We start from the raw sequence: 25,388 nt of genomic DNA on the forward strand, positions 1-25,388 counted from the left end.
GACTAGGAGGTCTGTTTTGGAGCACCGATGATGCGATCACGCACTTCGCGTCGAAGAACCTTGCCGACGAGCGAGCGTGGCAGGTCCTCGACGAACACGATTCGACGTGGCACCTTGTGCTCGGCGAGCCGCGAGCGGGCGAAGTCGCGAATGGCTGCGGCATCCTGGTCAAAATTTTCGCGGAGGACAATGGCGGCACCAACCTGTTCGCCGCCTTGGCCACGGGGAAGAGCGACCACCGCGACGTCAGCGACCGATGGGTGCGCACGAATCGCTTCTTCTACTTCAGTGGGCGCGACATTAAATCCGCCCGTGACAATGAGTTCTTTCAGCCTGTCGACCACGGTGACGAATCCATCTTCGGCGACGGTGACGATGTCGCCGGTGCGCAACCAGCCGCCGTCGAGCAGAACTTCTTGGGTCTGTTCAGGTTGGCCCCAGTACCCAGAAAAGACCTGCGGGCCACGGACGAGGAGTTCACCCGCCTCGCCAAATCCGCGGTCGACCGAGGTGTTCTCCGGGTCGATGACGCGAATATCTGTACTCGGGAACGGCACCCCGACAGTCCCGGGTCGGCGGCTTTCTCCAATGGGATTCCCGAGTGCGATTGGCGAAGCCTCCGTCATTCCATAGCCTTCAACGAGGAGGCCACCGGTGGCTTTCTCCCACCGCTCAACTGTCGACACGGGAAGGCTCATAGCACCAGAAATAGCGAAGCGAATTGAGTGAAGATCAATAGTGCCGTTGTTCGACGCGCGTGAGAGTTGGTCGTATATCGGCGGAACGGCCGGCAGGAATGTTGGGGGACTCTTACGTACTGCGTCCTTGATGAGATCAACATCGAACGTCGGAAACAGAACGAGTCGCGCACCGATGCTCATCGCGAATGTCAGGCACAGTGTGAGACCGTACGCGTGAAAGAGGGGGAGTACTCCGTAGAAGACTTCTTCGCCTTCAGTGAGGCCAGGTACCCAAGCGCGGCCCTGCATCGCATTTGCGCGGAGATTGCGGTGAGTGAGAATTGCACCCTTAGGAGCGCCCGTCGTCCCGCTCGTGTACTGAAGAAGAGCGACGTCATTAAGTTCGGGCCTCGGGGCACTCGGAGATAACGGCGCCGCGGACACTATCTTCTGCCACGGAATGAGCCCCTTGGCTGTGGGAGTCGCGGTGATGCGCTCACGCGCAGCGCGCGCCTTCGCGACGGGCAGTCGCAACGCAAGCTGCTTTGCGACCGGCATATCGCGAGTGATATCGACGCTCACGATGTGCTGGGGCCGTGTGTCTTCTGGCAGACCCGCAACGGTGTCGGCGACCCGGTTCCACACGATGGCGACAGTTGCGCCGTGATCGGCAAACTGTCGGCCGAGCTCATGAGCTGTGTACAACGGGTTGTGTTCGACGACGATCGCGCCCAGCCGAAGAGTGGCGTAGAAGGCCACGATGTGGGCGGGGCTGTTTGGCATCACCAAGGCGACACGAGTGCCAGCTCTCACTCCCAAAAGCCGGAGCCCCTCAGCCGCCCGCGTAATCTGCTCGCCGAGAAGACCATATGTCGTCGTGGCACCGAAGAACTCAAGTGCGACACTCGGCGCATGCCGCTCAACACTCGCCTCGATCATGTCGGGCAACGTTTCGGTGATATCACCGATCTGGTGCGGAACATTCTGGGCGTATGCCGACAACCAAGACTGGGAAGAAAACGGGTAACGCTCATTCATGAGGATGCCCCTAACGGCTGGAGAGCGGACCCTCAGCGTAACTGCGGGCGTATGCCGGCGGAGGTATTCCTCAGCCTTCTCATGGTGGTTACCTAGGAAGTCGGTTTTGGCGAGATAGCAGCAGACTTTACATCGATGCCGCACGGTAGGCGCGGATGTACTGTGGCGGCCAGATCGACTCAGGGTCCTCGCCAAGCTCGGATGCCGCCCGAAGCGCAAAGTGCGGGTCGCGCAAAAACTCACGTCCAGCAAATATCGCGTCCGCGTCGCCCGATTGCAGGATCTGTTCAGCCTGCCCGCCGCTTGTGATGATGCCGACTGCTGCGGTGAGCGCGCCGCTCACTTCTCGAATACGTGCCGCGTGCGCGACTTGATATCCCGGACCGATTGCGATCGCTTGGTGCGCAACCAATCCCGCGGTCGAGACGTCCGAGAGGTCAGCTCCGGCTTCGCTGGTCCATCGGGCGACGATCGCCACATCCTCGGTGGTCAAGCCGCCGGGAGCCGCGTCTGTCGCTGAGAAGCGCACGAAAAGGGGCGCACCCGCCCCAACTTCGTCGCGCACGACACGGACAAGCTCGAGGAGCAACCGTGCCCGGTTCTCAAGGCTGCCGCCCCACTCATCGGTGCGCTGGTTGCTGAGAGGGGAGAGGAACTCGTGGAGAAGGTACCCGTGTGCTGCGTGCAGCTCGATCACGTCGAATCCGGCGTCGACAGAACGGCGGGCAGCCGCACGAAATGCATCAACAGTGGTGGCAATCTCGGCGGATGTCATCGCCTTGGGCGAGGTGAACCCTTCGTAAGCAATGTCGGAAGGAGCAGCCGTGTCCCATCCGCCTTCCGAAACGCTCACGCTGCCGGATCGCCCGGAGAATGGCCACCAGGTGGATGCCTTGCGCCCGGCGTGTGCGAGCTGAATCCCGGCCAGCGAGCCTCGGGCGTGAATTGAGGTGATGATGTTGGCCCACGCATCGCGCTGTTCGTCGTTCCAGATGCCGGCATCGCGTGGGCTGATTCTGCCCTCTGGAACGACCGCTGCGGCTTCAGAAACGATGAGGCCCGCCCCGCCGCTGGCGAACTGCGCGAGATGCACGTGGTGCCAATCGTTGACGACACCATCTTCCGCGCTGTACTGGCACATGGGTGCGACCCACAGGCGATTCTTGAAGGTGACGTCGCGCACAGATAACGGGGAAAACAACAAGCTCATGACACAATTCTGGCTTCTCCCGGTGGGGCTGAGGCCGACGGGCCGCCACCACTTCGAAAAACTCGCAGCCCGCTCCCAGCCTCAGCGGAACAGGAAGCGGCCGACATCCGTTGTCACTAAAGACGCCGCAGCCAGTGGCGTCCACAAAGGAGGAATCGTGTCAAACGACTACCGCAAGACTCCCGAGGCGCTCGCGCGCCTCACACCCAATCAGTTCCGCGTCACGCAGGAAGATGGCACCGAGCCGGCGTTTCGTAACGAGTACTGGGACAACCATGACGATGGCATCTACGTCGATGTTGTGTCGGGCGAGCCCCTGTTTTCGTCCACAGACAAGTACGAGAGCGGCTCTGGGTGGCCGAGCTTCACTAAGCCATTAAAGACAGACGCTGTGAACGAGAAGGTTGACCGTTCACTCTGGATGAAGCGCACAGAGGTACGTTCGGCCTTTGCGGATAGCCACCTCGGACATCTTTTCGACGACGGTCCTCGCGAAGCTGGCGGCATGCGTTACTGCATGAACTCCGCGTCATTGCGCTTCGTGCCGGTCGCAGAACTCCAGGCACAGGGTTACGGTGAGTACCGCCACCTCTTCGATTCAACAACCTCTCAGGAGCAGGAATCATGACCGATAACGGCACAATCACACGGACCCCCGGAAGTGAAACTGCAGTGCTCGCTGGCGGCTGTTTCTGGGGAATGGAAGACCTCATCCGCCGCCAGCCTGGCGTGCTCGACACGCGGGTTGGGTACACCGGTGGCTCGAACGACCACGCGACATACCGAAATCACCCCGGGCACGCAGAGGCTGTCGAGATCATCTTCGACCCTCAGAAGACGACGTATCGCGACATCCTGGCGTTCTTCTTCCAAATTCACGATCCCTCGACCCTGAACCGGCAGGGAAATGATGTGGGAAGTAGTTATCGCTCCGCGATTTTCCCGCTCTCCGATGAGCAGGCGCGTGTTGCGCGCGACACAATTGCGGATGTTAACGCTTCCGGGCTGTGGCCCGGCGATGCAGTGACGACTCTCGAAGCCGCGGGGCCATTCTGGGAAGCTGAGCCAGAGCACCAGGATTACCTGCAGCGCATTCCCAATGGTTATACCTGCCACTTCCCGCGCAAGGGTTGGGTGCTTCCCGCCCGCGAGGAGAGTACGGCGCTCTAGCGGCGCATCGGCGCTCTAGCGACACAGGGGAATGCCCGGCTCAGCGCGGGTGTTCCCCTTCTCATGACAGCTCGCGAGGTGGACGTCGTCATAATCGGCGCCGGGCAGGCCGGGCTATCAGCCGCGTACCACCTGCGGCGTCGCGGATTCGGTGCTGAAGGTGCTGACTCTGACGCCGGTCAGACTTTTGCGGTTCTCGATGCGAACGCCGCGGCTGGAGGGGCATGGCAGCACCGGTGGGAGACACTGCGCATGGCAACGGTCAACGGCATACACGAATTGCCCGGCTTCGCGGTTCCTCCCGCCGATCCACAGGCCCCAAGTCGAGACGTATTGCCGGCGTACTTTGCCGAGTACGAAGCGCGTTTCGAGCTTCGGGTTCAACGCCCCGTCGACGTTCGATCTGTCAGGCGTGAAGATGATGACCCGCACGGCAGATTGCTCATCGAGACAACTCGAGGTGAGTGGCGAGCGCGATTTGTCATCAACGCAACTGGTACGTGGACGAAGCCATTTTGGCCGCACTACGCGGGCGCAGAAAAGTTCCAAGGTCGCCAACTGCACGTTGCCGACTACGTCTCGGCCACAGAATTTGAGGGTCAACGCGTCATCATCGTCGGCGCGGGGGTCTCTGCGGTTCAGCTTCTCGATGAGATCTCTCATGTCGCCGAAACGACCTGGATGACTCGGACTGAACCGCAGTGGATAAACCGCGACTTCGATATCCCCACGCGCGTTGCTGCCATTGCAGGTATCGAAGAGCGTGTGCGGCAGGGACTCGCGCCGGGAAGCGTGATTTCGGTGACCGGGATGCATTGGACTCCCTGGGCACGCGCCGCAGAAGCTCGCGGAGTGCTCGTTCGTCATCCGATGTTTAGCTCGATCGAAGCGCACGGCGTTCGGATGCCGGATGGCTCTTTTATTGCTGCTGGCGTCATTGTGTGGGCCACAGGTTTTCGCGCAGCGCTCAACCATTTAGCTCCTCTCCACCTCCGTCTGCCAGGAGGTGGAATCCGCGCCGATCGGGCTCGATCCATCGACGAACCACGGCTGTTTCTCGTTGGCTACGGCCCATCAGCGTCCACGGTTGGAGCAAACCGCGCCGGACGAGCGGCAGCAAGAGCGATCGTCAACGAAGCTGTGCAAACGCCTCTGCGTCGGCTGTAGCTCCCACGATGAGGATCGTGTCGCCTTCTACCAACACAGTGGCGTTATCCGCATTAGTCCAGGGCTGATCGCCGTGTTGGAAAGCTGCAACCGTCACACGGTGAGTTTTCCGAAGATCCGTCGCGCCGAGCGCAACGCCCTGGAAAATACCGGGCACAGGCGCCTTTACGAGGGCGTAGCCCTTGGCTACCTCGATGTAGTCGAGTGCGGCCCCACGGACCAGGTGCGCGACGCGGCGACCCATATCCTTCTCGGGGTATATGACGTGTTGCACCCCGAGTTGTTCAAGGATCAGCCCGTGCTGATCGTTGACCGCTTTGGCCCAAATGACGGGGCTCTTCATATTCAGCAAGACGGAGCACGTCAGGATCGAGGCGGAGACGTCGTTTCCGATTGCAACGACTACTCGGTCAAACTCATCGAGCGCCAGTTGGGCCAGAACCTCGGGCTTCGTTGCATCTGCGCGAACGACCTGTGTCAGTTCTCCGTTGAGCGACTGAACCAGTTCCTCGTGGTTGTCGATTCCGAGCACTTCCGTACCGCTCGCCATCAATTCGAGCGCAAGCGAGCTGCCAAAGCGTCCAAGTCCGATGACGGCAACTGAATCTGCTTCGGCAATACGTCGCGATGTGTCTCTCGCGCTGAAAATCGGGAACCTACCCAATGGCCGGCCTTTCTTTCGGTAGTTCGTAAAGGATGTGTCGTTCGCGAAGGGCGATCGCACTCCCAAGTGTGAGTGGACCGAGGCGCCCAAGGAACATGAGCACGATGAGAACGATCTGGCCGAACGTCGAAATCTCGTTCGTGATACCGGTCGAAAGTCCCACCGTTGCAAAAGCTGACACGGTTTCAAAAAGGGATTGATCCATCGGCTCACCCGAAATCACCATGAGAAGTGCGGCGCCCGCAACGACTGCGCCCACGGCGATGAGAACGACGGTGATCGCCTGACGGTGTACAGCGCGAGAGAGACGCTTGCCGAAAATATTTACAGCGCCTTCTCCGCGCAACTCGGTGACCATGATGAAGAAAAGCACAGCAAAGGTAGTGACTTTGATTCCGCCGCCGGTTCCTGCGGGGCCCGCACCGATGAACATCAGCACGTCCATGCCGAGCCACGTTTCATCGTGCATCATCCCAATATCGACGGAATTGAAGCCTGCGGTTCGCGTTTGCACTGAGTGGAAGAAACCGGCGAGGATTTTTCCCCATGGCGTGAGCGGACCGAAAGTGTCGGGGTTATTCCATTCGAGCGCGGTGATATATGCCCAGCCTCCGACCAACAGGACCCCGGTTCCCCACAGCACGATCTTCGTGTTCATTGACCAGTGAAGCGGCTTCCGGAATTCCTTTTTCAGCTGCATGATCACCGGGAAGCCCAGCCCCCCGAGAATGATCGCGGCGCACAGCGGCAGGCAAATGAAGGGGTCATCGACGAAGCCCATCAAGCTGTCGCTGTACAGCGCAAAACCGGCGTTATTGAAAGAAGAAACTGCGTGGAAGAGGCCGAACCACACGCCTTCGCCGAACGTGTATCCGTACCCGAGAGTGAAACGAAGAAGCAGCATTAAAAAGACCGCGGCTTCGATCAGGAGCGAAATCTTTACGATGCCTCGAACGAGTCCTCGTACGTCATCGAATCCGATCTGCTTGGCTTCGGTGACGGTGTTGAGCCGCGACCGCACGCTGAGCTTTCGTGCAATAACGAGACCGATCAGCGAGGCGAAGATCATGATTCCCAGCCCACCGAGCTGAATTAAGAGCATGATCACGACCTGGCCGAAGGGTGACCAAAAGACGGCAGTATCGACAACCGTGAGCCCTGTGACGCACACGGCGCTGGTCGCTGTGAACAGCGCCTCGACGAAGTTCGCCCCGCCCGGCCCCGCCTTCGCGATTGGCAAAACCAACAGGGCTGTGCCTGCGGCAATCGTCAGCGCGAAGCCGACCACGACGGCCTGCGCCGGGTGTAGTCGGAAACGTTGGTGTCGTGCCGTGCGGCGTTGCCGGGACGGGCTCGAGCGAAAGCTCACTCGAAGACATTAGCGCTGTGTGGTGCCGTTAGTTCACTTCTGCGAAGAGTCGTCGATATTCTTTGCCGTTTTCGCTGCATCCGAGCTCGCTGAAGTTGGCGCGTGGTCGTCGGCCGATGCTGCTGAATCGGCGCGACCGCGAGCGCGCTTGACCGCGCGCGATATTCCCCATACGACGAGGGATGCCACGGCAATGACGGCAATCCACGGCAAAAGGAATCCGAGCGAAATCACGATCGCGTTGAGCGTGACGATCAAACCGTTCCATCCCGCGCCAACGCCATCGACAAATCCGACCGGCTCCGGTGTGGCAACCGGTTCAGCAGCGGAGAGGTTTATCGAAATACTCGACATTGAGACCTGGCTTTCCAGCCAATCTAGTTGTTGCTGATACGACTCGAGAGTCGCTTGACGATCAGACAAAGCTGTTTCAGCGGCCAAGAGATCGGACGTGGACTCCGCTTGTGCCATCAGCTCGGTCAACCGAGTAACAGAAGCTTCAGCCGCATCGATACGTGCTCGAAGGTCAACGGTTTGGTCTGTCACATCGTCCTGAGACATCGACGACGACGTCACGGTTCCTATTCCGCGGAGATCCGACATGACCGCGGTGAGGTCGTCGGCGGGAACACGGACATTCATCCAGACGCCATCGCTAGCCGCAGGCGCGGGCATACTGGTGTCGTACATCAGGCCCGACATGTCGCCGCCGCTGGTTCGCGACTCGTTCTCGATGTAGCCTCCGGCATCCGCTATCACCGATGTGACGCTCGCGGCTGCTTCGTCGAGATCATCAACCGTGAGTGAAAGCGCACCAGAAGCGATGATGTCTGTGCCTGTCGCACTCCGGTCACCGCCCTCAGCGGCAGCACCGTCAAGAGTGGTGAGGCCGGCTTCGCCGCTCGTAGTCATCGGAACGTCCATCGCAGCGCTGCTATCGCTCAGCGTTTCGTTTGTGGCCGTCATCGAGCGGGTGTTCGCTCCGCGAAGGTCTCCAACAACCGCGGGCGAGATGACAGCGGCGACGACCACAACAGCGGCCGCGGCACTTACCGACGTCCAGATGCGCCGGCGACGAGTTCGTGTTTTAGCGCGGTCAGCACGGATCGCCTCGAGCATTTTTTGCTCGACGATATCCATGCGATCAGCGGGGAAAGTGGGGAGTTCTTCGTGCCGCGCGGGCGTGGACTCGTTCATCAGTTTGTCTCCTTCACGACGGTGCGCAATTTAGTGCGAATACGGGAGAGACGATTTCTGACAACACCGTGCGTAACTCCGAGCTCTTCTGCCGCAGCAACGTATGCGTAGCCTTCGCTGACACACAACACGAAGATCCGACGATCAAGATCCGGAAGTCCCTGCACTTCGCGAGCGATCCTGTCAGCGAGATCAGCCGAAATAATCTGCTGCTCAACGTCGATCGACAGCAGAACCTTTTCACCGTCACTCGCTGTTGTGTGCTCTCGCTCACGTTTCTGGCGACGCATACGATTAGCCGCGTGAAAGCGACAGATCGTTGCGAGCCAGGGAAGCGCGCTCGTGCTTTCGAGCTCGAACCCGTGGAGCTTCCGCCACGCCGTAACAAACGTCTCTTGCACGACGTCTTCGGCATCGGATGCCTGACGCGTTATTGCAAAAGCGATCCGATACACGGCTTCACCGTATGCGCGGTATAGCTCTCGGAACGCGGAGTCACTTCCGGCTGTTGCGCGCGCGATCAGGTCGGCGTCGCTCGCTCGCGTATGGGGCATCCCGGCTCCGTCCGTCAGAGGTGCCCTGTTGTCAAGGCATCCCGTTATCAGTCTCTCAGTAGCTATGTGTCGGGTGTGCGGCGATCGTCTCAAAGATTCTTAGCCCGATACAGTGGACGCGCGAAGGGGAGTATCCCGAGAACGCGTGGTCGTCATCACGAAGTGCTGTGCAGCATTTCCGGTCACGTGTCGCAGCCCAGGCTGCGGGGAGAGACTTTCGGTGCTCTTTGACCCTCTTTGCCTGAAAGGCCCGGAATGGACCTGCAACTCCCGCTGTGGTTTGAAATCGGCTCTTTGGTCGGCCTGACCCTGATTCTTCTGGCTGATCTGCTGATCATTCTGCGGCGCCCGCATATCCCCTCGACACGCGAGTCTGCGCTGTGGGTTGCGTTCTACGTGTTGCTTGCTCTGGTCTTCGCGGGACTCATGTGGCTCTTTGCCGGGGGAGAGTACGCGGGACAATTCGTCGCGGGCTGGCTTACGGAGTACAGCCTGTCGATCGATAACCTGTTCGTCTTCGTGCTGATCATGACGCAGTTCGCGGTGCCTCGCCGTTACCAGCAAGAAGTATTGATGGTGGGCATCATCATCGCCCTCGTTCTTCGCGGAGCGTTCATCTTGGTGGGCGCGACGGTTATCGAAAACTTCAGCCCGGTGTTTTACCTCTTCGGCGCCTTTTTGGTCTGGACAGCGATCCGGCAGGCTTTCCCAGGTGGAGATCAGGACTCCGACACCAATACTGAGAGCTTCATCGTGCGGGTGCTCCGCCGGACGGTAGACATCAGCGACCACTACGACGGCGCAAAGGTGCGAACAGTCGTCGACGGTAAGAAGATGTTCACCCCGATGATCATCGTGTTCGTGGCGATCGGCGTAACCGACCTGCTGTTCGCGTTCGACTCGATCCCGGCAATTTTCGGAATAACACAGAGCGCTTTCATCGTCTTTACGGCCAATATTTTCGCGCTCATGGGGTTGCGTCAGCTCTACTTCTTGCTGGGCGATCTGCTCGATCGACTGCGCTACCTGCACTACGGCATCGCTTTCATCCTGGCTTTCATCGGCGTCAAGCTCGTGCTCCACGCGATGCACGTCAACGAACTCCCGTTCATCAACGGCGGTGAACCGATCGGCTGGGCACCAGAAATCTCCACCTGGATGTCTCTTGCCGTCATCGTTCTATCGATGGCTGTGGCAACCGGTGCAAGCCTCATCGCATCAGCACGTGACAAACGAGCTTCGACGGCGACCGATGCCGCCGCCGCCGTTGCTGAAGAAAAGGGAACCCCGCCCACGGTCGACCATCCCGGCACCGACTGAACTCGCCGCGTCTGTGCCCCCTCGTCTGTGCCCCGCCGAGGGGTCGCAACACGCCGCATCTCGTGGCCTCGGCGCGATGCATAGCGGCATGTTGTGACCCCTCGCGGAGGGGTCCGAGAGCAAGTCGGGGCGGTCAGCGGGCTCGCCAGCCGCGTGATCGCAGCGCTCGGGCGGTCGCTGCGACGATTTCGGGAGGCAGCATCCGTTTCGTGATTCGAATCGTGACCCAACCAGCGGCGCTCAGATCGTTGTATCTGCGCAAGTCGCTTGCCCACTGAGCGTCGTCATACAGATGCTGCTCGCCTTCGTATTCAAGAACGAGCCGCCAGCTTCGCCACACGAGATCACCGTGGACTACATTTCCGTTCAAGAGCACAATCGGGGCGTTGAGCGTCGGCTCAGGAAGACCGCCTCGCGTGATAGCGAGTCGCGTGAGCGTTTCACGAGGCGATCGTGACCCAGCTCGTATTTCGTCGAATGCAAGACGAGCGTTTCGGATGCCACGGGCACCTGTTCTCGCTCGTATTGCATCGTCCATCGCCTCTTTCGTGGCGAGCTCCCCTCGCCACTGCAGTAACCGATCGCCCGCCACGATCAGCTCGTCGACGGTGAGGGATGGCGCGAGCATGAGCCAGGTGTCGATGGGAGAGGTGGCGTCGAGACCCTCCACGCGTTCCGGCACTAGCCGCTTCGAGGTTTTATGTCCAACGACCCCACGACCGCGAGGCGCACGGCCGCCGCGAAGGTGCAGGACATGGAGATCTGTGCCGCGCTCCAACCAACTTGGCATAGGAAAATCCCACAGCTTCGCGGCCGTCGCGTGTGCAAAGACAAATTCGTCTGTGGAGCGCGCCGCAAACGCGCGGGCGAGTTCTAAGCCGTCGAGATGCGTGGATGCCGGTGCTCGCACGCCGTGGAATGGAGCATACAGATCGCCGCGGCGGAGGCGCTGCGTCGGGACACCGGATGCCACAGCATCTGCCACGGAAAAGCTTCGGTCCTGCCAGGTTTTCGGTAGCGGGTGTGCTGTTTTCATCGCACCAGAGTGAGCCGCGGCATCCGTGGTCGTTCATTCATTCTCGAACACGTGCACAACGCGCAGTCGTGCCCTCGTGTGCAGGGGGTCCGTTGGCGCCAACCACTGCCGCCGAGGGGTCGCAACACGCCGTATTGCATCGCGGCGAGTGCCCGCGCTGCGGCGTGTTGCGACCCCTCGCGGGGTTCGGCGGGAAGGGCAGAGGGAAAGGGTCGCGAGGCGCACGCGGGAGCTGGTGGTAACCTCTTGGGGTGTGGATCGCTCGCCTTCTCCTTAGCGGCCGCGACGAGGCCTAACCCCAGGCCACCCTCGTCGCGGAGTCTGTCGCGGGCTTGATCCTCTGTCCCAGGAGAACGACGCAATGAGCACACCCATCCCTGACGAAACCGTCATTCCGGAACGCCCCCGTACCCTCGCTGAAAAAGTGTGGGACGACCACTTGGTGGTCAAAGGTGACAACGGCGAGCCGGACATCATCTACATCGATCTGCACCTCGTGCATGAGGTCACGAGCCCGCAGGCGTTCGACGGCCTTCGCACGGAAGGTCGGCCACTTCGACGCGTTGACCTGACGATCGCGACGGAAGATCACAACACTCCCACGCTCGCGATCGACAAACCGATCGCCGACCTCACTTCGCGCACGCAAATCGAGACGCTCCGCAGTAACGCGGAAGAATTCGGTGTGCGCCTGCACTCGCTTGGCGACAAGGAACAGGGCATCGTGCACGTCGTGGGTCCGCAGCTCGGCCTCACGATGCCCGGTGTCACAGTCGTATGCGGTGACAGTCACACCAGTACTCACGGCGCTTTCGGCGCTATGGCATTCGGGATCGGCACCAGCGAAGTCGAACACGTTATGGCTACGCAGACGCTTCCGCTCACGCCCTTCAAAACGATGGCGATCACAGTCGAAGGCGATCTGAAGCCCGGCGTCACGGCGAAAGACATCATCCTTGCTGTCATCGCGAAGATTGGCACGAACGGGGGCCAGGGTTACGTGCTCGAATTCCGGGGCAGCGCGATTCGTGCACTCTCGATGGAGGGGCGCATGACGATGTGCAACATGTCGATCGAGGCCGGTGCGCGCGCCGGAATGGTCGCTCCCGACGAAACGACATTTGAATACGTGCAGGGTCGCGACCACGCTCCGCAAGGACAAGACTGGGAGGATGCCGTGGCGTACTGGCGGACTCTGCCGTCGGATGAAGGCGCCGCCTATGACGCCGAAGTCTTCCTCGATGCCAACGAGCTCGAACCTTTCGTCACGTGGGGTACGAACCCTGGGCAGGGCGTTTCGCTCAGCGATGTCGTGCCGTCTCCTGACGACTTCAACGACCCCAACGATCGTGTTGCCGCAGAGCGCGCCCTGGAGTACATGGCGCTCACGCCTGGCGTTCCGCTGAAGGAAGTACCCGTCGACGCTGTTTTCATGGGCTCATGCACAAACAGCCGCATCGAAGACCTTCGCGCTTTCGCTTCCGTTATTGAGGGGCGCAAGAAGGCTGATGGTGTTCGCGTCATGGTCGTGCCAGGGTCTGCCCGCGTACGTCTCGAGGCCGAGGCGGAAGGGCTCGACAAGGTCTTCATCGAATTCGGTGCGGAGTGGCGTTTCGCCGGGTGCTCGATGTGTCTCGGTATGAATCCCGACCAGCTGGCTCCGGGGGAGCGATGCGCCTCGACGAGTAACCGCAACTTCGAAGGCCGGCAGGGTAAAGGTGGCCGCACGCACCTCGTGTCGCCGCTGGTAGCTGCAGCAACAGCGGTGCGCGGCACACTTTCGAGCCCGAGTGATCTTGAAGAAACCGACGCCGCCCCAGCGGTGCAGAACACGGCGGAGGTGCGCTGACATGGAAAAATTCTCCACTCACACCGGAATCGCAGCGCCGATGCGTCGCTCATCGGTCGACACCGACCAAATCATCCCCGCGGTGTATTTGAAGCGAGTAACGAAGACCGGGTTCGATGACGCTCTCTTTGCGAACTGGCGTCAGGATCCAGATTTTCTCCTCAACCAGGAGGCCTATAAGAATGCTTCGGTACTGGTCGCTGGACCAGATTTCGGCACCGGCTCGAGCCGCGAGCACGCGGTGTGGGCGCTGCGGGACTATGGATTCCGAGTTGTGCTCAGCCCGAAGTTCGCTGACATCTTCCGGGGAAACGCTGGCAAGCAAGGGTTGCTTACCGGCATCATCACCGAGGCGGACCTCGAGGCATTGTGGGCGTCAATCGAGTCGGACCCCTCAACACCGATGACCGTTGACCTCGAAACACGTATTGCTGAACACGGCAACCTCCGCGTCGCTTTCGAGATCGATGATTACACTAGGTGGCGGCTCCTTGAGGGACTCGACGACATCGGGCTTACCCTCCGGAACGAAGACAAGATCGCCGCCTACGAAGCGCGACGCGAATCCTGGAGGCCCCGCACCTTACCGGTGCCGCCGCTTCCCATACAGTGAGGCACCACCGCTTATGACACTCCTCAGCGATATCTCAACTCCAGGAGGCCCGAAGGGCCCGACGGGCGAAACGCTCGCGATTCGTGGCGGTCAGCCCCTCTCCGGTGAGGTGTGGGTAAAGGGTGCGAAGAACCTCGTCACCAAGGCGATGGTTGCGGCTCTGCTCGGCGAAAGTCCGAGCGTGCTGCGTGATGTGCCGTCCATTAGCGATGTTGCGGTTGTGCGTTCGCTTCTCGAGGTGCACGGCGTGCGCGTTGTTGACGGCGACGAAGACGGAACGCTTCACCTCGACCCGAGTGATGTCGAGTCTGCGCATATGGAAGAGATCGACGCTCATGCGGGTGCGTCCCGCATCCCGATTCTTTTCTGCGGTCCGCTGCTGCACCGGCTCGGTCAGGCGTTCATCCCCGACCTTGGTGGATGCCGCATTGGGGATCGTCCGATCGACTTCCACCTCGATGCGCTGCGCAAGTTCGGCGCAGTCGTGGAGAAGCTGCCGACGGGTATCCGTCTTTCTGCTCCGAACGGTCTTCACGGCGCGAACATTCACCTGCCGTATCCGAGCGTTGGCGCCACCGAACAGGTGCTGCTCACAGCCGTGCGTTCCAAGGGCGTGACAGAGCTGCGAAACGCCGCGATCGAGCCCGAGATCATGGATCTCATCGCTGTGCTGCAGAAAATGGGCGCGATCATTTCGTACGAGCCCAACCGCGTCATCCTCATCGAGGGCGTAGACAAGCTCCACGGTTACGACCACCGCGCGATCTTCGATCGCAACGAAGCTGCGAGCTGGGCTTGCGCCGCGCTCGCAACCGACGGCGAGATTTTCGTCAAGGGCGCAAAGCAGCAAGAAATGCTGACGTTCCTCAACGTGATGCGCAAGGTCGGTGCTGACTTCGACATTCAAGAAAACGGCATCCTGTTCCGACGTGGCGAGTCGCTTCGTCCCGTCACCGTCGAAACTGATGTGCACCCGGGGTTCATGACCGACTGGCAGCAGCCGCTCATCGTGGCACTCACTCAAGCGACGGGCGAGTCGATCGTGCATGAGACCGTCTACGAGAATCGCTTTGGCTTCACCAACGCTCTCGTGAAAATGGGCGCGAACATCGTCGTGCACCCTCATGGGCTGCAGGAGGGCCCGCGCCGAGTGCCGCGCCGAAGCCTTGAGCAGGCGGCCGTGATCAACGGTCCGACTCATCTTCGCGGCGCGGAGATCACTGTTCCAGACCTCCGCGGCGGCTACAGTCACGTCATCGCAGCGCTCACAGCTGAAGGCGAGTCCGTCGTAAAGAACGTTGGAATCATCAGCCGTGGCTACGAGAAATTCTTCGACAAACTCTCCGCTCTTGGCGCAGATTTTGACGTGATCGGCTAACGCGTGAGTGCTGAAGCCCCGCGACGACGTCAGTCGCCGGAGAGGTCGCGGCCGAGCGTCTTTTGGCCGTTGGCTGCGATCATCGTTCCGATCATCGGCATCTTTACGAAGATTGAGGTCTCGGGCGAAGAAAACCTTCCCACCGAAGGTGCGTATGTCCTGGCACCGAATCACTACTCCGAACTTGACCCAGTGATCGTGGCTGTCGCCGTGTGGCGAATCGGCCGTGCCCCGAGATTCATGGCCAAAGAAAGTCTCTTCAAGGTTCCAGTGCTTGGCTGGGCACTGCGTGCAACCGGAATGATTCCCGTTGCACGCACCTCGAACGCCTCCTCCGCTAAACACACGATTCAAACCGCACATCATCTCGTCGAGAATGGCAGTGGCGTGATCGTGTACCCGGAAGGCTCACTCACTCGCGACCCTGACGCATGGCCGATGCGCGGGAAAACCGGGGCCGTGCGAGTTGCGGTGGCCGGCGGTATCCCGTTGATTCCGATGGCGCACTGGGGTGTGCAAGAGATCATGCCGCGCTACGGCAAGTTGAGCCTGTGGCCGCTGCGCAAGCGGATCAAAGTTGTGTTTGGGCCGGCAGTGCCAATGCCTGAGCGCGGTGAAAAACCGACCCCTCCGTCGGTTCTTGTCGCAGCGACGGATGCCGTCATGGCACAGGTCGCTCAGATGCTCGGAGAGATCCGCGGCACGCAGCCGCCCACCGAACGGTGGAATCCGTCTGATCACGGCCAGAGGGAAACGGGCCGACTTGACTCGTAAAAACGATGCTTCTGCGCCTCGCGTTGCGGTCATCGGCGCCGGCAGTTGGGGCACCACCTTCGGCAAGATTCTGGCTGACGGCGGCGCTGATGTTGTGATGTGGGCGCGCAGGCCCGAGCTTGCTCAAGAGATCAACGAAGCGAAGCGCAATAGCAAGTATCTGCCGGGGGTCAACCTGCCGCGCTCGATGTCTGCGACGTCTGACCTGGCTGATGCGCTCAACGGTGCGGAGCAGATCTTCTTATCGGTACCGAGCCAGAGCCTTCGCGACAATCTCAGCGCGTTGCGTCCATTCGTCGGCGACAGTCGCGTTCCGCTCGTATCGCTCATGAAGGGCGTCGAAAAGCGCACCGGGCTTCGGATGAGCCAGGTGATCGAGCAAGCTCTCGAATGCGACCCTGCACGTATCGCCGTGGCATCCGGACCGAACCTGGCACTTGAGATCGCGCGCGAACAGCCCACTGCGGCCGTTATTTCTTCTGTCAGCGCCGAGACAGCCGAGGCCGTGGCGCGACGCGCCCGCAACAGTTACTTTCGCAGTTTTGTGAACATGGATGTCGTCGGCACGGAGTTCGGTGGTGTCTTGAAGAACCTGATCGCTGTCGCCATTGGAATCGTCGATGGTGTCGGCTACGGCGAAAACACCAAGGCATCCATCATTACCCGCGGCTTGGTGGAGATGACCGACTTTGCTGTCGCGCAGGGCGCCGAACGGGAGACGCTCCAGGGACTTGCGGGCCTCGGCGACCTCATCGCGACGTGTCAGTCGCCGCTGAGTCGCAACAACACGGCGGGTCGTCTGCTCGGCCAGGGGTATAGCTTTCAAGATGTTGTTAAGCAGATGCAACAGACCGCCGAAGGCCTTGCCTCGGTTGCTCCGATTCTGCAGCTTGCCCGCGCCGCGGGTGTACAGATGCCCATCGTTGAGCAGGTCAAGCGAGTCCTCGACGGCACCATGGATCCTCGAGACATCGCTCCGCACCTAACAACAGACGACGACACGCCGCAAGGCGAGAGGACCAACAATGGACAAGCCGGCGGTGGTGCTGCTCTTTGGCGGTCGTTCCAGCGAGCATTCGATCAGTTCCTTAACGGCGGGCGGAGTGCTCAAGGCGATTGATCGGGATCGGTTCCGGGTCATCCCGATCGGTATCACCCGAGAGGGCGCATTCGTTCTCGAAGAGGACGATTTTCAGAAGTTCGCCCTCATCCCCGAAAACATGCCAGAAGTCGCCGACAACGGCACTCGCGTGCTGTGGCCGGAAGCTGCCGGAAAGCGCACTCTGCGAGTCCGGCGCGCCGATGGCGAGATCATCGACCTCGGCGCCGTGGATGTCGTTCTGCCCATCTTGCATGGTCCGCACGGTGAAGATGGCACTATTCAAGGGTTCTTCGACACGCTAGACATCCCGTATGCCGGAGGAGGCGTGTTGGATTCTGCTGTCTGCATGGACAAGCACTTTATGAAGATTGTGCTTGCTGCCGCGGGCGTACCTGTCGCTCCATCGATTACGATTCGCCAGGAGGAATGGGCGGGGGACCTCGGCGAGCTCGTTGCACGGACCGCGCACCTAACGTTGCCGTGGTTTATCAAACCTGCGCGGGCAGGATCAAGCGTGGGGGTGTCGAAGGTTCACACCATCGATGAGCTTCCGGCCGCACTCGAAGTTGCTTTCCGTGAGGACGAAAAAGTTCTCATCGAGCAGGGCGTTCGTGGCCGCGAGATCGAGGTCGGTGTGCTCGAGGGCCGCTCGGGCGGCGAGGCAAAAGTGTCGCTTCCCGGCGAGATCGTCTTGACGACGCGCGAGTTCTATGACTTCGAAGGCAAATACCTCGGCGGCGAGGGAGTCGAAGTCGTCTGCCCAGCCGATATGACGGATGCTGACACCGCTTCGGTAAAGGATCTTGCACGCCGAGCCTTTGCTGCTGTTGACGGCATCGGTCTTGCGCGCGTTGACTTTTTTCTCACCGCCGACGGCCCTGTGGTCAACGAGCTCAACACGATGCCCGGTTTCACACCGATCTCGATGTTCCCGAAGTGCTGGGAGGCATCGGGCCTGAGCTACGCGGATCTTGTGTCCGAGCTCATCGAGACAGCGCTCGAACGTATCGCTTAGCTATCGCCCGCGGGACGGTCGGTGCATGCGCCGCCGGTCTGTGGGATCTGGAAAACAGCGCTCGCAAGAGCCTGCAGCACATCGTTTCCTGATACCTCGTCGTAGTTCAGATACACCTGCACTGCGGGGCTTCGTCCAAAGGTCGTGAAGCGGTAGTTCGGTGACTCACTGTCATCGATGAGCCAGTCGATGCCGCCGGGAGACTGGCAGGGAAGCGTTGATGGACCGGGCTCCTCGAGCCCGCAGGTGAGGATGACGGCGGTCGGGTCCCCCCAGGCTGCTGTCGCCTGCGAGTCTGTCCACCGGCGATCAAGATTGTCAACGCTTGAGGGCAGTCGAACCATCATTTCTGCGCAGAGTGGATCGTTCGAGTCGACGGCAGGCTCTGTTGACACTGTTGACGTGCACCCCGAAATGACGACGGCTATTGCCAGCAGCGCAACGACAAAGGCGCGAAGGGATCGGGTCACTCTTCCAGGCTAACCGCCGCTAGCGTTGGGGGATGACCGTGTCTGATCCGACCGTTGGTGAACTCTCCGAGGGAGAGATTCTCGCTCGCATTCTTTCTCGGTTTGGCCCGAGCAACGCGTTGCTGGGTCCGGGTGACGATGCCGCTGTTCTCGAAGCACCCATGGGGCGAATCGTTGCAACTGTCGACACGCTTGTGCATGGCCCAGATTTTCGGCTGGCGTGGTCGACTGGTTTTGACCTGGGCTGGAAGGCCGCGGCAGTCAATCTCTCCGATATCGCAGCGATGGGTGCGCGCCCGACCGCGCTCTTGGTCGCTCTCGCCATGCCGGATGACACCCGCATATCGTTCATCGAGCAGCTCGCTGATGGCTTGCGTGCGGCCTGTGAGACCTTAGCGCCCGGATGCGCGGTCGAAGGTGGAGATCTCACGATTTCCGACACTCTTATCGTTGCCGTGACCGCGCTCGGCACCCTCGAGACGGAGCCTGTGACACGTTCTGGGGCGCGGCCGGGAGACGTTATCGCGATCGCGGGAGATATGGGGGTCGCGGCTCGCGGGCTCGATGTGCTTTTTTCACAATTCGTTGACGCGAGCGGCGCACCATTGACGCTGACTGATGCCGACCTTCAGGCTTTACCTGATGCGGACGGGACTGCAGTCGCACGGCAGTTACGGCCACGTCCGCCGGTGGTACTTGGCCCGGCGGCAGCTTCGGGCCGCGCGACCGCGATGATGGATGTCTCCGATGGTCTCGTTCTCGACGCAGGGCGGATGGCTGCGGCATCCGGTGTCACGCTCGACTTCGACAGCGAGCGCGTTGGAGAAGACCCGCGCTCACTTTCTGGGGGAGAAGATCACGCGCTATTGGCAACTTTTCCCGGTGATGTCACACTCCCGGAGGGGTTCATGGCCATCGGAAGCGTGCATGAGCAAGAAGACGTGCCGGTAACTATCGATGGCGAGCCGTACGACGGCAAGAGCGGCTGGGACCCCTATCGTGATTGGGATTCTGCGCGCGGCTGAGCCCACCACATCACAGTGTCGCCGTACACGCGGTCGCGTATGCGTTCGACAACGACGGGCCATGCGGGTTCGGGTGACCGGCGGCCTCGCTCGACGACGAGCAGGGCATCCGGGTCGAGCAGCGGCGCGAGAAGCTCGAGTACCTGAGAGAGTTCGGATTCGGTGAGGTCATAGGGCGGATCGATGAGCACCAGATCGAACGTCTCACGGGAACCCTCAAGGTATTTGACGACTGTGCTCCGCTGCACGGCGGCTCGTCCGCCGGTCACTTTGATCACCCGCGTCGCATTTTTTTGTGCGATGGATGCCGCAGGGCCGCCACGTTCTACGAGCGTTGCTGTGGCAGCGCCCCGGCTGAGTGCTTCGAGCCCGAGCGCGCCTGACCCCGCGTAGAGATCGAGCACCCGCGCACCATCGACTGCATCCGCTGCTTCGAGCGCGCTGAAGAGAGCCTCGCGCACGCGCTCGCTCGTGGGCCTGGTACCTGCGGCGGGAACATCAAGGCGGATGCCGCCAGCGTTTCCGGAAATAATGCGCGTCACGCTACTCACCCTACAAACACGAGTGTCGGATGCCGCAGCTAGAGTCGAAGACATGACGTCTGTAGGTCTTGCCACACGCCTTGAAGGCGTGGTTGGGGGCAAAACCTCGAAGGCGCTCAAACGTGCGTTCGGTATGGAAACCGTGGGCGACTTGTTGAGCCACTATCCGCGTCGTTACGCCATGAGCGGTGAGCTGACCCCGATTGATTCGTTGATCGAAGGCGAGCAAGTGACAATCATCGCTCTGATCAAGTCGGTGAACGAGCGCTCGATGCGCCAGCGCAAAGGATCACTGCTCGAAGTTGTCATTACCGACGGCCGCGGCGAAGTGAAGTTGACCTTCTTCAACCAGAAGTGGCGGATCAACGAGCTCATTCCGGGCAAGCGCGGCATTTTTTCGGGAAAAGTGGGCGCGTACGGCCAAGAAATGCAGTTCGCTCATCCCGATTACGACATTTTCGACGATGACGAGCAGGCGCGATCGTCTGCGGAGACCTACACAAATCATCCGATTCCGATCTATCCGGCCACCTCGTCGTTGTCGAGCTGGCAGCTGGGCAAGATTGTGTCGATTGTGCTCGATGTGTTGGGTCCGATCGACGATCCACTTCCAGACGACCTCCGTGCGCGCCAGGGCCTCCTCTCGTTCCGGGAAGCGATCGAGCGGATGCATCGGCCTGATTCCCGCGAGGTGATCCCAGAAGCCGTCCACACTTTGAGGTGGCAAGAGGCTCTTGTTCTGCAAACCGCGCTGTTGCAGCAGCGTCAGTTCGTGCGCGCGCTTTCTGCGACAGGACGCCCGGCGGGCGACCTGCTCGAAGTATTCGATGCCAACCTGCCATTCGCGCGAACGGCAGACCAGTTGACCGTTGGCGAGAGCATCGCGCAAGATTTGGTGGCGCCGTGGCCGATGAACCGCCTCGTTCAGGGTGAGGTCGGATCGGGCAAGACACTCGTCGCTCTCCGCGCGATGCTGCAGGTCGCACAATCGGGTGGCCAATCAGCGCTCATCGCGCCGACTGAAGTTTTGGCGTCTCAGCACCTCCGCTCGATGACACGGATGCTCGGCCCTGACCTAGCGCCGAAATTGATGCCGACGCTACTTACCGGCCAGCTGACAGCCGCGGATCGTCGGCGCGCGGCGCTCCGCGTCGCATCGGGGCAAGCTCTCATCGTCATCGGAACACACGCCCTGCTGAGCGACTCGACGACCTTCGCCGATCTAGGTCTCGTCGTCGTCGATGAGCAGCACCGATTCGGCGTTGAACAGCGTGAGACGCTCCGTGCGAAGGGTTCCAGCCCGCACGCCCTCGTTTTGACCGCAACACCGATCCCTCGCACTGTCGCTATGACTGTCTTCGGAGATCTTGATGTCTCGACAATCAAGACGCTCCCGGAGGGGCGTGCCGGAATCAAAACGTTCGTTGCTCCGATTGCGGAGAAGCCCTCCTGGTTTCCCCGAGTGTGGGCACGGGTCGCCGAGGAGGTTGAGAAGGGACTCCAAGTTTTCGTCGTGTGTCCCGCTATCGATACTGCCCCGGAGGCGCCCGATTCTGATGCCGACGACGAAGAGGCAAGTGAGCCTCCCGTAGCGGCAGCGCCCGCAGACGGTGCGGCGCCCAAAGCGCGCTGGGGAGTTGTGCAGGCTGCGGCCCTGTTGGCGGAGCATCCGCTCTTCAAGAATATTCGCGTAGAGATCCTGCACGGTCGCATGACTGGCGAAGAAAAAGACACGATCATGCGGGCATTCGCCGTCGGAGATATCGATGTGCTTGTTGCGACGACTGTGATCGAAGTGGGTGTCGACGTACCGAACGCATCGACGATGGTCGTGCTCGAAGCAGACCGCTTTGGTGTGTCTCAATTGCATCAGTTGCGAGGCCGTGTCGGCCGGGGGAGCGTTCCTGGGCTCTGTCTCCTTGTCACCGAGTCGGCGCCTCGGTCGGGAGCCCGCAGTCGCGTTGAGGCAGTAGCGGCCACGACCGACGGCTTTGAGCTCGCTGAAGTAGACCTCACTCTGCGAGGGGAAGGAAACGTGCTTGGCGACGCACAGTCAGGCGCGCGCTCGTCGTTGCGTCTCTTACGTGTTGTGACTGACGCTGATCTCATCGCCGTCGCGCGCGAAGAGGGGGAGAGGATTCTGGGCGAGGATCCCGCTCTCATGAAGAATCAGGGCCTCGCTGGCGCGATTGAGCGTCGCTTGGATACCACCGAGCGTGCTGCAATGGCGAAGAACTGACCAGTCCCGCACTTGCGCGGCTAGGCTTGCACACGTGAGCAACCGGATCGCCGTCGTTCCTGGATCGTTCGATCCTCCAACGCTCGGACACCTCGACGTCATTCGCCGTGCTGCTGCGCTCTATGACGAGACGCACATACTGGTGGTCCATAACCCAGCCAAAGAGGCGATGCTCCCGATCGCACAGCGTCTGGCACTGCTTGAGCAATCGATCGCAGAGGGTGGCATCGAGGGCAAGGTTGTTGTCGCATCGTGGAGTGTAGGTTTGCTCGTCGACTATGCCACCGATGTGGGGGCCGGGGTGCTCGTAAAAGGCATTCGCTCTCAGATCGACGTTGCGTACGAGTCTCCTATGGCGATTGTGAATCGGCACCTCGCAGGAATCGAGACAGTGTTTTTGCTGCCAGACCCCGCGCACGCGCTGGTCTCCAGCTCTTTGGTGCGCCAAGTGGCGAATCTCGGTGGAGACGTCGCTCCATTCGTTCCCCCGGTGGTCGCTGCATTTCTCGACACGGGATCTCGCGGTATCTGACCCGGCAACGTCTGTCCCTTGTAGGGTTTACGAGTGAGAACTCGTAGACCCGGACCTTTCAGCATCAATGTGCGTGACATCGTCCGACGCCCGGGCGAGATGCGCGAAACCGAACGTGAAGTGACCCTTACCGAAAAATGGGGAGAAGGGTTGGTGTGGGTACCCGCATCGTCTGACATCGCCCTAGACATGCGGTTGGAATCGGTGCACGAGGGAATCCTCGTCTCCGGAACGGCAACTGCGCGGTACGAGGGAGAGTGCAGCCGTTGCCTCAAAGAGATCGAGGCGCCAGTCGAAGTCGAGATTCAAGAGCTTTTCGCGTACCCTGGTGGGGAAGCGAATGACTTCGAGGTTCAAGACGACCACGTGGATCTTGAAACTCTGGTCAGGGATGCAACTGTCCTTTCGCTTCCGTTCCAGCCGGTATGCCGGCCAGACTGCCCCGGGTTAGATCCCGTTACGGGCGAGCGTTTGGCTGACAATTCCGGTGCGGCACCGCGCGAAACCCTCGATCCACGCTGGGCGGCGTTAGCGGAGCTGGCATCGGAGCAGGCTGATGGCTTGTCTGATGATGAGCCCACACCCCAGACCTAAGACCGAAAAGAGAAGACCATGGCAGGTAACCCCCCGAAGCGGAAAGTTTCGCGCTCCAACACTCGCTCGCGCCGCGCGCAGTGGAAAGCCGATCCCATTGCTCTCGTAAAGACCGTTGAAAACGGCAAGACGGTTTACAGCCGTCCCCACCAGGCGAAGGTCGTCACGGACTCACAGGGAACCGAATTGTTCCTGGAGTACAAGGGCCGCAAGGTCGCTGACGTCTGAATCCGTCAATGACGGATGCTCCGGTGGATAACACCGAACTTCTGAACAAGCTCGGGGTCGATATCGACCCCGAGCTTGTCTCGTTGGCGCTCACTCATCGTTCTTTCGCGTATGAGAATGGTCAGATTCCGCACAACGAACGGCTTGAGTTCCTCGGTGACTCGGTTTTGGGTCAAGCCGTCACCGTGATGCTTTACAAGACGCATCCAAATCTTGATGAGGGCTCGCTCGCGAAACGTCGCGCTGCGGTCGTCTCAACTGTCGCACTGGCCGAGGTTGCTCGCAGGATCGGACTTGGCAGCTTTGTGCGCCTAGGACGCGGCGAGGAGCTCACCGGCGGGCGCGACAAAGATTCGATCCTTGCCGACACCACCGAGGCACTCATCGGTGCGAGTTATCTGTCGGCTGGAGCGGATGCGGCTTCGGCTCTCGTGCTGCGGCTGATTGATCCACTTCTCGCCGACCCGGATCGCTATGGGGCCGCGATGGATCCCAAGACCAGCCTTCAAGAGCTTGTGGCGCACCATCGTCTTTCGGCGCCGGTGTATTCCGTGAGTGCATCCGGGCCGGATCACCACCGCTTCTTCACAGCGACTGTCAGCACCGAGGGCGTGTCGGCCTCGGGAACCGGCTCAAGCAAGAAGTCGGCCGAGATGGCTGCCGCGCTGGCCGCGTGGCACGAACTCAGCGGTCGTGCCTGAACTCCCCGAAGTCGAGGTCGTGCGATCGGGGCTTGAGCCTGCGCTGACGGGTGCCAGCATCATTGCTGTTGAAGTACTCGATGCGCGCGCCCTGACGCGGCATCCGGGGACTGCTGTCGATTTTGAAGCAGCGTTGACCGGATCGGTGATGGACGCGGTAGTGCGTCGAGGAAAATTTCTTTGGGTGCCACTACGCGCTCGAAATGATGCGCTTTTGACTCACTTGGGGATGAGCGGCCAGATGCTGCTTCGCGCGAGTGGTGCGCCGCGTGAGCGCCACGAGCGCGTGCGCATCGCTGTGAGCCATCCTCGTCACGGCAATCTCGATGTCGTCTTCGCGGATCAACGAACCTTCGGCTCCCTTGCGATCGACACTCTCGTAGACACCCTGGACAGTGCGGCGGCTGGGTCTGGCTCCGGTCGTGCATCGGTGCCGAGCCAGGTCGCCCACATCGCGCGCGATCCGCTCGACCCGGCTTTTAGTGATGCCGATTTTCGTCTGCTGCTCAAGAAAAAATCCTCCGGAATAAAGCGCGTTCTCCTCGATCAGACCGTGGTCAGCGGGATTGGCAATATCTACGCCGATGAGTCTTTGTGGGCTGCTCGAATTCACCCTGAGACGCTCGCGAAGGACATCCCATCGCCGAAAGCCACTGAGCTGCTCCAGGAAGTTCGGTTCGTGTTGCAGAAGGCGCTTGCTGAAGGTGGCACGAGCTTTGATGCGCAATACGTGAACGTCAACGGACAAGCTGGCTACTTCGCCCACTCGCTGAACGCCTACGGGCGAACCGGCGATGCGTGCCCTCGCTGTGGTCACCCGATCATTCGTTTGGCGTTCGCCAACCGGTCCAGCCATTTTTGTGCCCACTGCCAACAGCGCTAGGTGCGCGAGTTTGACAGCGCTGCGGTTCTAGCCCGGCC

26 protein-coding genes are annotated in these 25,388 nt (G+C 60.7%); 17 read left to right on the top strand and 9 right to left on the bottom strand.

Features of this window, described 5'->3' with window-relative positions:
• Positions 1-2: 2 nt before the first annotated feature.
• Together FHS06_RS10980 and FHS06_RS10985 are read right to left on the bottom strand one after the other, a co-directional pair.
• Positions 3-1,718, bottom strand: a complete 1,716-nt coding sequence (locus FHS06_RS10980; RefSeq protein ID WP_167049236.1) for a long-chain-fatty-acid--CoA ligase — start codon at positions 1,716-1,718, stop codon at positions 3-5.
• A gap of 127 nt (positions 1,719-1,845) precedes the next feature.
• Positions 1,846-2,928, bottom strand: a complete 1,083-nt coding sequence (locus tag FHS06_RS10985) for an NADH:flavin oxidoreductase/NADH oxidase (RefSeq protein WP_167049238.1) — start codon at positions 2,926-2,928, stop codon at positions 1,846-1,848.
• Between the two features lie 157 nt (positions 2,929-3,085).
• Here FHS06_RS10985 and msrB point away from each other — a divergent pair, with 157 nt between their 5' ends.
• The 3 genes from msrB (at position 3,086) to FHS06_RS11000 (ending at position 5,265) form a co-directional block, all read left to right on the top strand.
• Entirely contained in the window at positions 3,086-3,556 is a 471-nt protein-coding gene (gene msrB / locus FHS06_RS10990) for a peptide-methionine (R)-S-oxide reductase MsrB (RefSeq protein WP_167049240.1), read from the top strand.
• A complete protein-coding gene (msrA, locus tag FHS06_RS10995) occupies positions 3,553-4,098 on the top strand; it encodes a peptide-methionine (S)-S-oxide reductase MsrA (protein ID WP_167049242.1) in 546 nt (181 codons plus the stop codon). The genes msrB and msrA overlap by 4 nt, the downstream gene beginning before the upstream one ends.
• A 63-nt stretch (positions 4,099-4,161) precedes the next feature.
• Positions 4,162-5,265 (top strand): NAD(P)-binding domain-containing protein, encoded by a 1,104-nt coding sequence (locus FHS06_RS11000; RefSeq protein WP_167049244.1) that lies wholly within the window; start codon positions 4,162-4,164, stop codon positions 5,263-5,265.
• Here FHS06_RS11000 and FHS06_RS11005 read toward each other — a convergent pair.
• Genes FHS06_RS11005 through FHS06_RS11020 form a run of 4 tightly spaced genes read right to left on the bottom strand, consistent with a single transcriptional unit; the run spans position 5,228 to position 9,049 of the window.
• On the bottom strand, positions 5,228-5,929 hold the full coding sequence (locus tag FHS06_RS11005; RefSeq protein WP_167049246.1) for a potassium channel family protein: 702 nt from the start codon (positions 5,927-5,929) through the stop codon (positions 5,228-5,230). The two genes, FHS06_RS11000 and FHS06_RS11005, sit on opposite strands and share 38 nt — an antisense overlap.
• Complete coding sequence (locus tag FHS06_RS11010) at positions 5,922-7,298, bottom strand: TrkH family potassium uptake protein (RefSeq protein WP_167049248.1); 1,377 nt, start codon at positions 7,296-7,298, stop codon at positions 5,922-5,924. Before FHS06_RS11010 ends, FHS06_RS11005 begins: the two co-directional genes overlap by 8 nt.
• A 33-nt stretch (positions 7,299-7,331) precedes the next feature.
• A complete protein-coding gene (locus FHS06_RS11015; protein ID WP_167049250.1) occupies positions 7,332-8,495 on the bottom strand; it encodes a DUF4349 domain-containing protein in 1,164 nt (387 codons plus the stop codon).
• The gene (locus tag FHS06_RS11020) at positions 8,495-9,049 is read right to left on the bottom strand and encodes an RNA polymerase sigma factor (protein WP_167049252.1); all 555 of its coding nucleotides are present in this window, start codon (positions 9,047-9,049) and stop codon (positions 8,495-8,497) included. The genes FHS06_RS11015 and FHS06_RS11020 overlap by 1 nt, the downstream gene beginning before the upstream one ends.
• Before the next feature lie 255 nt (positions 9,050-9,304).
• On the opposite strand from FHS06_RS11020, the gene FHS06_RS11025 reads away from it, so the two are divergent.
• Complete coding sequence (locus FHS06_RS11025; protein WP_167049254.1) at positions 9,305-10,369, top strand: TerC family protein; 1,065 nt, start codon at positions 9,305-9,307, stop codon at positions 10,367-10,369.
• Positions 10,370-10,502: 133 nt separating this feature from the next.
• On the opposite strand, the gene FHS06_RS11030 is transcribed toward FHS06_RS11025, so the two are convergent.
• A complete protein-coding gene (locus tag FHS06_RS11030) occupies positions 10,503-11,354 on the bottom strand; it encodes a hypothetical protein (RefSeq protein WP_167049256.1) in 852 nt (283 codons plus the stop codon).
• A 412-nt stretch (positions 11,355-11,766) separates the two neighbouring features.
• On the opposite strand from FHS06_RS11030, the gene leuC reads away from it, so the two are divergent.
• The 6 genes from leuC to FHS06_RS11060 are packed head-to-tail and all read left to right on the top strand — an operon-like array spanning position 11,767 to position 18,136.
• Positions 11,767-13,254, top strand: coding sequence for a 3-isopropylmalate dehydratase large subunit (leuC, locus tag FHS06_RS11035; protein WP_167049258.1), 1,488 nt, complete (start codon positions 11,767-11,769; stop codon positions 13,252-13,254).
• A gap of 1 nt (position 13,255) precedes the next feature.
• Entirely contained in the window at positions 13,256-13,867 is a 612-nt protein-coding gene (gene leuD, locus FHS06_RS11040; RefSeq protein WP_167049260.1) for a 3-isopropylmalate dehydratase small subunit, read from the top strand.
• Between the two features lie 13 nt (positions 13,868-13,880).
• Positions 13,881-15,245, top strand: coding sequence for a UDP-N-acetylglucosamine 1-carboxyvinyltransferase (gene murA, locus FHS06_RS11045; RefSeq protein ID WP_167049262.1), 1,365 nt, complete (start codon positions 13,881-13,883; stop codon positions 15,243-15,245).
• 3 nt (positions 15,246-15,248) lie between these two features.
• Positions 15,249-16,019: a lysophospholipid acyltransferase family protein gene (locus FHS06_RS11050; protein ID WP_167049264.1), complete on the top strand. Its 771-nt coding sequence runs from the start codon at positions 15,249-15,251 to the stop codon at positions 16,017-16,019.
• Positions 16,009-17,139: an NAD(P)H-dependent glycerol-3-phosphate dehydrogenase gene (locus FHS06_RS11055; RefSeq protein WP_243845439.1), complete on the top strand. Its 1,131-nt coding sequence runs from the start codon at positions 16,009-16,011 to the stop codon at positions 17,137-17,139. Before FHS06_RS11050 ends, FHS06_RS11055 begins: the two co-directional genes overlap by 11 nt.
• Complete coding sequence (locus tag FHS06_RS11060) at positions 17,045-18,136, top strand: D-alanine--D-alanine ligase family protein (RefSeq protein ID WP_167049268.1); 1,092 nt, start codon at positions 17,045-17,047, stop codon at positions 18,134-18,136. The genes FHS06_RS11055 and FHS06_RS11060 overlap by 95 nt, the downstream gene beginning before the upstream one ends.
• Here FHS06_RS11060 and FHS06_RS11065 read toward each other — a convergent pair.
• A complete protein-coding gene (locus FHS06_RS11065) occupies positions 18,133-18,606 on the bottom strand; it encodes a DUF3515 domain-containing protein (protein ID WP_167049269.1) in 474 nt (157 codons plus the stop codon). The genes FHS06_RS11060 and FHS06_RS11065 overlap by 4 nt on opposite strands.
• A gap of 32 nt (positions 18,607-18,638) precedes the next feature.
• Between FHS06_RS11065 and thiL the strand changes: the two genes are divergently transcribed.
• A complete protein-coding gene (gene thiL, locus FHS06_RS11070; RefSeq protein WP_167049271.1) occupies positions 18,639-19,631 on the top strand; it encodes a thiamine-phosphate kinase in 993 nt (330 codons plus the stop codon).
• Here thiL and rsmD read toward each other — a convergent pair.
• Complete coding sequence (gene rsmD, locus FHS06_RS11075) at positions 19,601-20,173, bottom strand: 16S rRNA (guanine(966)-N(2))-methyltransferase RsmD (protein WP_167049273.1); 573 nt, start codon at positions 20,171-20,173, stop codon at positions 19,601-19,603. The two genes, thiL and rsmD, sit on opposite strands and share 31 nt — an antisense overlap.
• A 52-nt stretch (positions 20,174-20,225) precedes the next feature.
• Here rsmD and FHS06_RS11080 point away from each other — a divergent pair, with 52 nt between their 5' ends.
• From FHS06_RS11080 to mutM, 6 genes are all read left to right on the top strand, one after another.
• On the top strand, positions 20,226-22,412 hold the full coding sequence (locus FHS06_RS11080; protein WP_167049275.1) for an ATP-dependent DNA helicase RecG: 2,187 nt from the start codon (positions 20,226-20,228) through the stop codon (positions 22,410-22,412).
• 34 nt (positions 22,413-22,446) lie between these two features.
• Entirely contained in the window at positions 22,447-22,944 is a 498-nt protein-coding gene (coaD, locus tag FHS06_RS11085; RefSeq protein WP_167049277.1) for a pantetheine-phosphate adenylyltransferase, read from the top strand.
• A gap of 99 nt (positions 22,945-23,043) precedes the next feature.
• A complete protein-coding gene (locus FHS06_RS11090; protein WP_167050294.1) occupies positions 23,044-23,538 on the top strand; it encodes a YceD family protein in 495 nt (164 codons plus the stop codon).
• 18 nt (positions 23,539-23,556) lie between these two features.
• Positions 23,557-23,766, top strand: a complete 210-nt coding sequence (gene rpmF, locus FHS06_RS11095) for a 50S ribosomal protein L32 (RefSeq protein WP_167049279.1) — start codon at positions 23,557-23,559, stop codon at positions 23,764-23,766.
• A gap of 8 nt (positions 23,767-23,774) precedes the next feature.
• Entirely contained in the window at positions 23,775-24,467 is a 693-nt protein-coding gene (rnc, locus tag FHS06_RS11100; protein WP_167049280.1) for a ribonuclease III, read from the top strand.
• Positions 24,460-25,350 carry a bifunctional DNA-formamidopyrimidine glycosylase/DNA-(apurinic or apyrimidinic site) lyase gene (gene mutM / locus FHS06_RS11105; RefSeq protein WP_167049282.1) on the top strand — a complete coding sequence of 297 codons (891 nt, stop codon included), beginning with the start codon at positions 24,460-24,462 and terminating at the stop codon, positions 25,348-25,350. The genes rnc and mutM overlap by 8 nt, the downstream gene beginning before the upstream one ends.
• Positions 25,351-25,388 lie beyond the last annotated feature (38 nt).

Origin of the sequence: Microbacterium halimionae, assembly GCF_011761265.1 — a bacterium.
GTDB lineage: Bacteria > Actinomycetota > Actinomycetes > Actinomycetales > Microbacteriaceae > Microbacterium > Microbacterium halimionae.